Source organism: Brenneria sp. hezel4-2-4 (assembly GCF_013155275.1).
Lineage (GTDB): Bacteria > Pseudomonadota > Gammaproteobacteria > Enterobacterales > Enterobacteriaceae > Brenneria.
Map to the genome: position 1 here is coordinate 165,236 of NZ_JABJXS010000008.1, position 11,949 is coordinate 177,184.

The following is an 11,949-nucleotide window of genomic DNA, read 5'->3' on the forward strand; positions in this document are numbered from 1 at the left end:
TATATGAGCAATGTTTTTCCCGGTACGTTCCCTGGCCGACGTCTGCGTCGTCTGCGTCGTCACGACTTCAGTCGCCGCCTGGTTGCTGAAAATCAACTGACGGTAAACGATCTGATCTATCCCGTTTTCGTCATGGAAGGAAAAAACCATCAGCAGGAAGTCCCTTCTATGCCAGGCGTATACCGGATGACCATTGATGTATTGCTAAGGGAGGCTGAGGACATCGCTAAACTTGGCATCCCGGTACTGTCGTTGTTTCCGGTAATCGAAGCGGATAAAAAATCATTACATGCCGAAGAAGCGTATAACCCGGATGGTCTGGTTCAGCGCACGGTTCGCGCCCTCAAAGACGCGGTGCCGGAACTGGGGCTGTTGACGGATGTGGCGCTCGATCCCTATACCACGCACGGGCAGGATGGCATCATCGATGCAGATGGCTATGTTATTAACGATGTCACGAAAGAGATTCTGGTGCGTCAGGCGCTGTCGCATGCACAAGCGGGCGCGGAAATTATCGCGCCCAGCGATATGATGGACGGGCGTATTGGCGCTATCCGCGAGACGCTGGAAGCGCAGAGTCTGATTAATACGCAGATTATGGCGTATTCGGCGAAATATGCGTCCTGTTATTACGGCCCGTTCCGTGATGCGGTGGGTTCCGCCGGCAATCTGAAAGGCGGCGATAAAAAAACCTATCAAATGGATCCGGCCAACGGCGATGAGGCCTTGCAGGAAATTGCCCAGGATCTTCAGGAAGGCGCCGATATGGTGATGGTAAAACCCGGTATGCCCTATCTGGATGTGGTTACGCGCGTGAAAGAGACATTCGGCGTGCCGACTTTCGCCTATCAGGTGTCCGGAGAGTACGCGATGCATATGGCGGCTATTCAGAATGGCTGGCTACAGGAGCAGCCTGTCGTCATGGAATCGCTGCTGTGCTTTAAACGTGCCGGGGCGGACGGTGTACTGACCTACTTCGCCAAGCGCGTCGCGCAGTGGTTACGCGATGGGCAATTACAGCGCTGATGTCAGTGACGTCAGGGCGGTTTTCGCCGTCCCTGACGATTACATTTTTTGAAATTGCCGATTATCAATGCTCTGGCGAACCTGTTTATTCAACAAATTCAGCAACAACATTGAGCGGGCTTCCCCATCCGGTTCCGTATAGATAGCTTGCAGGCCGGTAAAAATCCCATCGGTGATCGTTACTTCATCGCCTGGCTGAGGCGTCAGCGGATCGGTAACGCCCTGTGTCGGATGCTGCGACAGGTCATCGATCACCTGTTGCGGAACGGTGGCGGGCAGATTACCGAAACGTACGAAATTGCTTACGCCACGCGTAGCGCTGATGGTGGTGGTATGGATGCGTTCAGGATCGAACTCCACAAACAGGTAGTTCGGAAACAACGGCTCGCAAACCTCGGTACGTTTACCCCGTACTATTTTTTCCAGCGTGATCATCGGACTCAGGCAGGTAACATCCTGGCGCTCTAAATGCTCTTTCGCCCGCAGTAATTGACCGCGTTTGCAATACAGTAAATACCAAGCTTCCATAATTTCGCAGACTTGTCATTTCGGTGGCTAAGCATAACAAAAGCCGAGGTGGATAAAAAATTTTCAGCAGGAATTTTTAACGCCATATCACGTTGCGGCGACCATAAATAGCCACACTAAGAAGCGACAGGTCGGCGAAGAGACTTTATAATAACCAGTTCCACTGACTGCCCCGATGATCAGCATGAAATATCGTGATTTACGCGAATTCCTCTCGCTGCTGGAAGAGAGAGGGGAATTGAAACGCATTAGCCAGCCCATTGATCCCTATCTTGAAATGACGGAAATAGCCGACCGTACCCTGCGGGCGGAAGGCCCGGCGCTGCTGTTTGAAAATCCGAAAGGCTATGACATGCCGGTGCTGTGCAACTTGTTTGGCACGGCAAAACGCGTCGCCATGGGAATGGGACAGGAGGACGTCAGCGCGTTGCGCGATGTCGGAAAACTGCTGGCCTTTCTGAAAGAGCCTGAACCGCCGAAAGGATTTCGCGATCTGGTGGATAAAATGCCGAAATTCCGCCAGGTGCTTAATATGCCGACGAAACGGCTGGCTTCAGCGCCTTGTCAGGAACAGGTGTGGCAGGGGGATGACGTTGATTTACGCCGCATACCGGTGATGCACTGCTGGCCGGAGGATGCGGCGCCGCTGATTACCTGGGGGCTGACGGTGACGCGCGGCCCGAATAAAGAGCGTCAGAATCTGGGCATTTACCGTCAGCAGGTGCTGGGTAAAAACAAGCTGATTATGCGCTGGCTGTCGCATCGCGGCGGCGCGCTGGATTTTCAGGAGTGGTGTCAGGAACATCCGGGCCGGCGTTTCCCGGTGTCGGTGGCGTTGGGCGCCGATCCCGCCACTATTCTGGCCGCGGTCACGCCCGTACCGGATTCGTTATCTGAATATGCTTTTGCCGGGCTATTGCGCGGCCATAAAACTGAAGTCGTAAAATGTCTTTCCAACGATTTGGAAGTGCCCGCCAGTGCGGAAATTGTTTTGGAAGGTTATATTGAGCCGGGTGAAATGGCGTCGGAAGGGCCCTACGGTGACCACACCGGTTACTACAATGAGGTTGATGACTTCCCGGTCTTTACCGTGACGCGCATAACACAGCGGCATGATGCGATTTATCATTCCACTTATACCGGGCGTCCGCCGGATGAACCCGCCGTGCTGGGCGTGGCGCTCAATGAAGTGTTTGTGCCGATTTTGCAAAAGCAATTTCCGGAGATCGTCGACTTTTATTTACCGCCGGAGGGTTGCTCTTATCGTCTGGCGATCGTTACCATGAAGAAGCAGTATGCCGGTCACGCCAAACGCGTCATGATGGGCGTTTGGTCTTTTTTACGGCAATTTATGTACACTAAGTTTGTTATTGTCTGTGACGATGACATCAATGCGCGTGACTGGAAAGATGTCATCTGGGCGATCACGACACGCATGGATCCGGCGCGAGATACCGTATTGGTGGAAAATACGCCGATAGACTATCTGGACTTTGCCTCACCGGTTTCCGGTTTGGGTTCCAAAATGGGACTGGATGCCACCAACAAATGGCCGGGCGAAACACAACGCGAGTGGGGGCATCCGATCGAGAAAGATCCGCAGGTATGTGCACGTGTTGATGCCATATGGGATGACCTTGCCATTTTTAGTGACAGAGAACCCCGGCGTTAATTTGCGGTTGCTCTGTTTCCAGTTTTGCTTCGATTACCCTACAGAGGGAATGCATGACAACATTGAGCTGTAAAGTGACTTTGGTAGAGGCAATAACCGATACGGTTTATCGGGTTCGTTTATTACCTGAGGCACCTTTTTCTTTTCGTGCTGGTCAGTATCTGATGGTGGTCATGGACGAACGCGATAAACGTCCTTTCTCGATGGCGTCCACGCCGATGGAGCAGAACTTTATTGAACTGCATATTGGTGCTTCTGAGCTTAATCTTTACGCTATGGCGGTGATGGAGCGTATCCTGAAAGAGAAAGCGCTGACGGTGGATATTCCGCATGGTGAAGCATGGCTGCGTGAAGAGAGCGAACGTCCTCTGGTGCTGATTGCCGGCGGTACGGGGTTTTCGTACGTGCGTTCTATTTTGCTGACGGCGCTGGCGCAGCAACCCGAACGTTCCATCGCGATCTATTGGGGCGGCAGGGAAACCAAGCACCTTTATGATCTTGCCGAGTTGGAAAAACTTGCCGCGCGATACGTCAATCTTCAGGTGATCCCGGTGGTTGAGCAGCCGGAAGAGGGCTGGAACGGCAGAACCGGCACCGTATTAAGCGCGGTACTACAGGATTACGGCTCATTAGCCGAACAGGACATTTATATCGCCGGCCGCTTTGAAATGGCGAAAATCGCCCGCGAGCGTTTCTGTAATGAACGCGGCGCGCTGGCGGCGAATATGTTCAGCGACGCTTTTTCGTTTATCTGAGCAAGTTGTCTGCGCTCGAATAAAATAAAAACCCCGCCTGACGATCCGCGGGGTGATTTATTGGTTACGCCTGAATGGCTGACGGTATTTACGGCCGCTCAAATACGGTGGCAATCCCCTGGCCCAGACCAATACACATGGTCGCCACGCCGAATTGCACATCGCGGCTTTCCATCAGGTTAATCAGCGTGGTGGAAATCCGGGCGCCGGAACAGCCCAGCGGATGACCGAGCGCAATCGCGCCGCCGTTAAGGTTCACTTTCTCATCCATGGTTTCCAGCAGACCGAGATCTTTTATGCACGGCAGAGTTTGTGCGGCGAACGCTTCGTTCAGTTCAAACAGGTCAATGTCTGCAACGCTCAAGCCGGCCCGTTTCAATGCCAGCCTGGTGGCGGGAACGGGGCCGTATCCCATGATGGAAGGCTCACAGCCGACCACGGCCATCGCACGAATGCGCGCCCGTGCGGTCAAGCCCAATGACGCCGCCCGCGATTCGCTCATGATTAACATCGCTGCCGCGCCGTCGGACAGCGCGGAAGAACTGCCGGCGGTCACGGTGCCGTTAACCGGATCAAAGGCCGGCTTTAGCGCCGCGAGGCCGGACGCGGTGGTTTCCGGACGAATGACCTCGTCATAGTCAAAGCGCTGTAAAACGCCATCGGCGTCATGACCGGCGGTCGGGACTATCTCCTGACGAAACGCACCTGACGTCGTTGCGTTAGCGGCGCGCTGGTGCGAACGCGCGGCAAACCGATCCTGCATTTCACGGCTGATATTATGTAGGCGAGCCAGCATTTCGGCGGTCAATCCCATCATCCCCGCCGCCTTTGCGACGGTGCGGCTAAGCCCGGGATGGAAATCCACGCCATGATTCATCGGCACGTGGCCCATATGCTCAACGCCGCCAATCAGACAGACATGAGCGTCGCCAACCATAATGGCGCGCGCCGCGTCATGCAGCGCCTGCATAGAGGAGCCGCATAACCGGTTAACCGTGGTGGCAGGAACAGCGGCGGGAATTTCTGCCAGCAAGGCTGCATTGCGGGCGATGTTGAAGCCCTGTTCGAGCGTTTGCTGCACGCAGCCCCAGTAAATATCATCAATGCCGCCCGCCTCAAGCGCAGGGTTGCGGCTGAGCAAGCTACGCATCAGATGAGCGGACAGATCTTCAGCCCGTACCTGACGGAATGCGCCGCCTTTGGAGCGGCCCATCGGCGTACGCACGGCATCGACAATCACCACGTTTTCCATATTCTCCGACCTCATGCTGGTTGCCCTTGAGAAACGTCCGCGTGCGGCGCGACAGGGGGATAATAACTTTCATTGCGGCTGGCTTTTTGTCGCAGCCCATCCGGAACCTGATAAATCGGCCCGAGGTGCGTCAGTCGCTGCGCCATTTCGACATAGCGGGCGCTGCCCTGCGTGTCCAGATAGCGGCAGGCGCCGCCGTGGAAAGGCGGGAAACCGAGTCCGTACACCAATGCCATGTCCGCTTCCGCCGGACTATCGACGATGCCTTCTTCCAGACAGCGAACAACCTCGTTAATCATCGGGATCATCAGCCTGGCAACGATCTCTTCAGCGCTGAAGTGTCGTCGTGGCTGGCTGATGGCCGTCAGCAGGCTATCGATATTTTCATCCTGTTCTTTACGCTGCTTTCCTTTGTTGTCCGTTTGATAGCGATAGAAGCCTCGGCCATTTTTCTGGCCGAATCGCTGATGTTCAAACAGTACGTCAATGGCATCGCGATAATCTTTCGCCATGCGCTGTGGAAATCCTTCGGCCATCACCGCCTGAGCATGGTGCGCGGTATCAATACCGACCACATCCAGCAGGTACGCCGGGCCCATCGGCCAGCCGAAGTGTTTCTCCATGACCTTATCAATCTCACGAAAATCCGCGCCATCTCGCATCAATAAACTGAAAGCGGCAAAGTAGGGAAACAGCACCCGGTTAACGAAGAATCCCGGGCAATCATTGACGACAATCGGCGTTTTCCCCATCTTGCCGGCATAGGCCACCACATGGGCGATGGTTTTCTCGTCAGTCTGCGGGCCACGGATAATTTCCACCAGCGGCATACGGTGCACCGGATTGAAGAAATGCATACCACAGAAATTTTGCGGCCGCTTTAATGAGGCGGCAAGCAGCGCAATCGGGATGGTTGAGGTATTTGATGCCAGTATAGTGCGCTCGCTGACTTGTGATTCGGTTTCCGCCAGTACGCTGGCCTTCACTTTGGGATTCTCGACCACGGCTTCAACCACGATATCCATCCGTTCAAATCCGGCGTAGTCCAGCGTTGGGCAAATGTTCGCCAGTATGCCCGCCATTTGCACACCGTCCAGCTTGCCGCGCGCCATCTGTTTGTTCAGCAGCGTCGCCGCTTCATTCATTCCCAGCGTGAGCGGTTTTTGGTTAATGTCTTTCATGCGGATGGGCACCCCTTTGAACGCGGACTGATAGGCGATGCCGCCGCCCATAATGCCTGCGCCCAATACCGCTGCCTGTCCCGGTGGTTGAATGTCGCCGACGATTTTTTTCGCTTTGTCTTTGACATACCGATCGCTAAGGAAAATACCGACCAGCGCCCGCGCGGCGTCGGAATGCGCCAGCGGGACGAAATTTTTTGTCTCAAGCCGCAATGCCTCATCACGAGCCATCGTCGCGGCGGCTTCGATGGTATTTACCGCAGTCATTGGCGCGGGGTAATGTTTACCGGCCGTTTGCAGCACCATCGCTTTCGCCGTGGTGAAACTCATGCCGGCTTCAATGCTACTGAGTTTCAGGGCTTCAAGTTTCGGGCGCCGATAGGCTTTCCAGTCCAGTTCACCGTTAATCGCTTGCTTTAATATCCGCATTGCGGCGGCAACAAGCTTCTCATTGGCCACGACCGCCTGTACCAGACCGACTTTTAATGCTTCAGCCGCGCCGAGGTCTTTGCCTGCGGCAATGATTTCCAGCGCGTTGTCTGCGCCCAACAGGCGTGGTAACCGTACGGTTCCGCCAAATCCCGGCATGATGCCGAGTTTGGTTTCTGGCAGGCCGATACGGGCATCGGCCGAGGCGAGCCGAAAATCGGTCGCCAGAACGCACTCGCAGCCGCCTCCCAGCGCGTAGCCATTAATCGCCGAAAGCGTAGGGACGGGCAGATCTTCCAGCCGATTGAAAATACCGTTGGCGAAATTCAGCCACTGGTGGAGCTTATCGGCCGGCGCGGCGAACAAAGAGAGAAATTCCGTGATATCGGCGCCGACAATAAAGGCTGATTTATCCGAGCGTAACAACAGCCCTTTCAATGCTTTCTGTTCCGCCAGTATATCCAATGCCTTACCCAGGCTGGCTACCGTATGCGTATCCAGTTTATTGACGGAACCCGGCGCGGAAAAAACCAACTCCGCAATGCCGTATTCAAGCCAGTTAAGGTAGAGCGTTTCGCCTTGATAAAGCATGGTGATCTCCGCATTCAGGATGAGTGATCTGGTACGACCAGATGATCGAATTGTGGCTATAATGTTAATTATTTGCAAATGAGCGAGTAATTTTTTGCCAAAGAGATCACAAAGCGCCCGGCGCTGCCGTTGAACTACGGCTGTGTTAAAATGGAAAGACAATGCAGTGACAAACAGGGATACCTATGGAAAAGCTGGCTTCTTTATATCACCATCATTTGGTTACGTTGCAGCAACGCGCACAGGCGGTTTTGGCGCGTCATCAGCTTGACGCATTGTTGATTCACTCCGGTGAATTATTGACGGTATTCCTGGACGATCACGACTACCCTTTTAAGGTCAATCCGCAATTTAAAGCCTGGGTGCCGGTGACTCAGGTGCCCAATTGCTGGTTATGGATTGATGGCGTCAATCCGCCGAAGCTGTGGTTCTATTCCCCGGTGGACTACTGGCATAACGTCGCGCCTGTTCCGGAAAGTTTCTGGACGGATGAGGTGGATATTTCGGTTCTGCGTAACGCCGATGATATCGGCCGGTTGCTTCCTGCCGCGCGTCAACGAGTCGCGTATATCGGCTATACCCCACAACGCGCCTTGAGTCTGGGGATCGGCGCTGAAAATATTAATCCTCAGGGGGTGCTGGATTATCTGCATTACTATCGCGCCTATAAAACAGACTATGAGTTAGCCTGTATGCGCGAAGCTCAGAAAACCGCGGTTGTCGGCCATCGTGCCGCCCATGAGGCTTTTCTGTCCGGCATGAGTGAGTTTGATATCAATCTGGCCTACCTGACCGCCACCGGCCACAGGGATACGGATGTGCCTTATGGCAATATTGTGGCGCTGAATGAACATACCGCAGTACTGCACTACACTCAGTTAGATCACCAGGTTCCGTCGGAAGTACGCAGTTTCCTGATTGATGCTGGCGCGGAATATAATGGCTATGCCGCCGATCTTACCCGCACGTATTCCTCACAAAGCGACAATGCTTTTGCGGCGTTGGTGAAGGATCTGAATCAGGAACAGCTTGGGCTGATTGATACCATACAGGCGGGGGTGCGCTATACCGACTACCATATTCAAATGCATCAACGCGTCGCCAAACTGTTGGCGTCGCATCAGTTGATTCAGGGGATCAGCGAAGAATCAATGGTGGAAAACGGTTTAACCGGGCCATTCCTGCCGCATGGCCTGGGGCATTTGCTGGGATTACAGGTACATGATGTCGCGGGCTTTATGCAGGACGATAGCGGGACGCAGCTGGCCGCGCCTTCCGGACATCCTTATTTACGCTGTACCCGCATACTTGAGCCCGGTATGGTCATAACTATCGAACCCGGTATCTATTTTATCGACTCGCTGCTCGAACCCTGGCGGGCAGGTAAATTCAGCCAGCATTTTGACTGGCAGAAGATTGATGCGCTAAAACAGTTTGGCGGCATCCGTATCGAAGACAATATCGTTATCCACGAGCAGCGGATTGAAAACATGACTCGCGACCAGAAGTTGCTCTGATGCAGGCCTACCCGATACCTGCGGCGCCAGTCAGCCTGAGTGAGGAAATTAAGAAAAGCCGTTTTATCACCCTGCTGGCGCCGACGAATGGCGTTGACGCGGCCAAAGACGTTATTCAGCGGGCAAGAGAACAGCATCCCACGGCGCGGCATCACTGCTGGGCATACGTCGCCGGTGCGCCGGACAATTCCCAACAGCTTGGATTTTCTGATGACGGCGAGCCTTCCGGCACGGCCGGTAAACCGATGCTGGCGCAATTGATGGGCAGCGGCGTCGGAGAAATTACCGCGGTTGTCGTGCGTTACTATGGCGGGATCCAATTGGGTACCGGCGGGCTGGTAAAGGCGTATGGCGGCGGGGTTCAACAAGCGCTAAAGCGAATAACGCTGCAAGAGAAAGTCTTACAGAAAGAGTATGGCTTGCGGTGTGACTATGCCTTACTACCTCAGATTGAATCGTTGCTATACCATCTTGGTGGTCGGATACTGCACAGCGACTATGGCGCTGACGTGACATTGCGTCTGGCTATTCCCGTCAGGGGCGTGGATGAAGCGATAATGAGATTGCGCGATATTAGCCGCGGCTCGTTGCATTTATTGCCAATTTCACAATAATCCCAGCGCTGTTTCATGAATGATTAAGGAATACTCTTCAATGCACTTGCGCGCCATAACCCGTATTGTGGGTCTGCTGGTTATCCTGTTCTCCGGGACAATGTTTATCCCCGGTCTGGTGGCCTTGATCTATCGCGATGGCGCAGGTCGGGCTTTCACTCAGACATTTTTAGTCGCACTGGTTATCGGCATCGTGCTGTGGTTGCCTAACCGCAAGCAAAAACATGAACTGAAATCGCGGGAAGGGTTTCTGATCGTCGTATTATTCTGGACGGTGCTGGGCAGCGTGGGGGCGCTTCCCTTTCTGTTTGCGGAGCATCCCAATCTGGGCATCACCGATGCGTTTTTTGAGTCTTTCTCCGGGTTAACCACCACTGGCGCAACCACGCTGGTCGGCCTGGACTCCCTGCCGAAGGCCATTCTTTTCTACCGGCAAATGCTGCAATGGTTTGGCGGGATGGGGATCATTGTGCTGGCCGTCGCCATCCTGCCTATATTGGGTGTCGGCGGTATGCAGCTCTATCGTGCCGAAATGCCGGGGCCGTTGAAAGATAACAAAATGCGTCCCCGGATTGCCGATACGGCGAAAACGCTATGGCTGATTTACGTGCTCCTTACCATCGGCTGTGCGGTTTCACTCTGGCTGGCGGGGATGCCTATTTTTGATGCCATCAGTCATAGTTTCTCAACGGTCTCTGTTGGCGGCTTTTCCACCCATGACGCCAGCATCGGTTATTTTAACAGCCCGACGATTAACACTATCGTTGCGGTGTTCCTGCTGATTTCCGGCTGTAACTTCGGTCTCCACTTTGCGGTATTGAGCGGGCGCAGCCTCAAGGTTTATTGGCGCGATCCCGAATTCCGTATGTTCATCTTCGTTCAGATGTCGTTGGTTGCGATATGCATTATTGTCTTGTGGTTTCATAACGTTTATGTCAGCGGTATGCAGACGCTGAATCAGGCTTTTTTTCAGGTGGTTTCGATGGCGACTACCGCGGGTTTTACCACCGATAGTATCGCTTCCTGGCCGCTTTTTTTGCCGATATTGCTGCTGTGCTCCGCTTTTATTGGCGGGTGTGCGGGGTCAACCGGGGGCGGTTTGAAAGTGATCCGCATCCTGCTGCTTTTTCTACAGGGTTCGCGCGAATTGAAAAGGCTGGTTCATCCTAATGCGGTATATACCATTAAATTGGGCCAGCGCGCGCTGCCAGAGCGGATATTGGAGGCTGTTTGGGGCTTCTTTTCCGCTTATGCGCTGGTTTTCATTGTCAGTATGCTGGCGGTCATCGCGACAGGCGTGGATGATTTCTCTGCTTTCTCCGCTGTTGCCGCTACGCTAAATAATTTAGGCCCGGGGCTGGGCGTCGTGGCGGATAACTTTACCTCAATGAATGATACGGCAAAGTGGATATTGATTTTGACTATGCTGTTCGGGCGTCTGGAGGTCTTTACTCTTTTAGTCTTGTTTACGCCAACTTTCTGGCGGGAATAATACGGGTAAAAGGAATAGTACGATGAAAGCTTTGATATTGTTTTCCAGTAAGGATGGGCAGACTAGGGCGATAGCCTCGTATATCGCCAACTCGCTTAAAGGCTCGTTGGAGTGTGATGTCATCAGCTTGTTGAGTACGAATGACATCGACTTGAATAAATATGACCGGATTTTGATCGGCGCTTCCGTACGATACGGACGCTTTAATCCGGCGGTAAATAAATTCATCCGGCAGCATCTGACTTACTTGCAGGAACTACCCAGCGCTTTCTTTTCAGTTAATCTTACGGCTCGCAAACCGGAAAAACGATCGTTACAGACAAACGCCTATACGCGGAAGTTTTTGCTGAATTCCCCGTGGCAACCGGATCTTTGCGGCGTTTTCGCCGGTGCGCTGCGCTATCCGCGCTATTGGTGGTTTGACCGCGTTATGATCCAGTTGATTATGCATATGACCGGCGGCGAAACAGATAGCAGTAAAGAAATAGAATACACCGACTGGGAGCAGGTAACGCGTTTCGCTCATGAGTTCGGACAACTGACGCAGAAAAAAAGCGCATAGTGTCGCCTTTTCCCGCGCATTGCCGAAAAAAAACGCACTCGGTCGCTTTTTTGCATTTAGCGCTTGTAAGCCGCGGGGAAGTGCCTATAATGCGCCTCCACTGACACGGCAACGGCGATTACGCGGTTGGGGTGACGGTAAGAAGTCAGGCAATAATCACTTGACTTCACAGCGGAATTGCATAACATATGCGGCCCGCGCCACAGCTTGCTGTGGCACTGCTCTTTAACAATTTAATCAGACAATCTGTGTGGGCACTCACAAGACAATATCGGCAAACGATATAAAAAAGTCTTGAAGAGTGACTGACAGTAAATTCATTACGAATAA

Annotated in this window: 10 protein-coding genes; 7 read left to right on the forward strand and 3 right to left on the reverse strand. The window is 53.5% G+C overall.

Annotated elements, in window-relative coordinates; translation table 11 throughout:
* Positions 1–3 precede the first annotated feature (3 nt).
* The gene (hemB, locus tag HOY33_RS15830; RefSeq protein WP_172291100.1) at positions 4–1,026 is read left to right on the forward strand and encodes a porphobilinogen synthase; all 1,023 of its coding nucleotides are present in this window, start codon (positions 4–6) and stop codon (positions 1,024–1,026) included.
* Positions 1,027–1,065: 39 nt separating this feature from the next.
* On the opposite strand, the gene rfaH is transcribed toward hemB, so the two are convergent.
* Positions 1,066–1,554, reverse strand: a complete 489-nt coding sequence (rfaH, locus tag HOY33_RS15835; RefSeq protein WP_172291101.1) for a transcription/translation regulatory transformer protein RfaH — start codon at positions 1,552–1,554, stop codon at positions 1,066–1,068.
* Positions 1,555–1,729: 175 nt separating this feature from the next.
* On the opposite strand from rfaH, the gene ubiD reads away from it, so the two are divergent.
* On the forward strand, positions 1,730–3,226 hold the full coding sequence (gene ubiD, locus HOY33_RS15840; RefSeq protein ID WP_172291102.1) for a 4-hydroxy-3-polyprenylbenzoate decarboxylase: 1,497 nt from the start codon (positions 1,730–1,732) through the stop codon (positions 3,224–3,226).
* 53 nt (positions 3,227–3,279) lie between these two features.
* Entirely contained in the window at positions 3,280–3,981 is a 702-nt protein-coding gene (gene fre / locus HOY33_RS15845) for an NAD(P)H-flavin reductase (protein ID WP_172291103.1), read from the forward strand.
* Positions 3,982–4,069: 88 nt separating this feature from the next.
* Here fre and fadA read toward each other — a convergent pair whose 3' ends face one another.
* Both fadA and fadB read right to left on the reverse strand, forming a co-directional pair.
* Positions 4,070–5,233 (reverse strand): acetyl-CoA C-acyltransferase FadA, encoded by a 1,164-nt coding sequence (fadA, locus tag HOY33_RS15850; protein WP_172291117.1) that lies wholly within the window; start codon positions 5,231–5,233, stop codon positions 4,070–4,072.
* A gap of 11 nt (positions 5,234–5,244) precedes the next feature.
* Positions 5,245–7,434: a fatty acid oxidation complex subunit alpha FadB gene (gene fadB / locus HOY33_RS15855; RefSeq protein WP_172291104.1), complete on the reverse strand. Its 2,190-nt coding sequence runs from the start codon at positions 7,432–7,434 to the stop codon at positions 5,245–5,247.
* Positions 7,435–7,619: 185 nt separating this feature from the next.
* Here fadB and pepQ point away from each other — a divergent pair, with 185 nt between their 5' ends.
* From pepQ to hemG, 4 genes are read left to right on the forward strand one after another with little or no spacing between them, the layout of a single operon-like run.
* Positions 7,620–8,951 (forward strand): Xaa-Pro dipeptidase, encoded by a 1,332-nt coding sequence (gene pepQ, locus HOY33_RS15860; RefSeq protein WP_172291105.1) that lies wholly within the window; start codon positions 7,620–7,622, stop codon positions 8,949–8,951.
* A complete protein-coding gene (locus tag HOY33_RS15865; protein ID WP_172291106.1) occupies positions 8,951–9,565 on the forward strand; it encodes an IMPACT family protein in 615 nt (204 codons plus the stop codon). Before pepQ ends, HOY33_RS15865 begins: the two co-directional genes overlap by 1 nt.
* Before the next feature lie 40 nt (positions 9,566–9,605).
* On the forward strand, positions 9,606–11,057 hold the full coding sequence (gene trkH, locus HOY33_RS15870; RefSeq protein ID WP_172291107.1) for a Trk system potassium transporter TrkH: 1,452 nt from the start codon (positions 9,606–9,608) through the stop codon (positions 11,055–11,057).
* 22 nt (positions 11,058–11,079) lie between these two features.
* Entirely contained in the window at positions 11,080–11,619 is a 540-nt protein-coding gene (hemG, locus tag HOY33_RS15875; RefSeq protein WP_172291108.1) for a menaquinone-dependent protoporphyrinogen IX dehydrogenase, read from the forward strand.
* Positions 11,620–11,949: the final 330 nt, after the last annotated feature.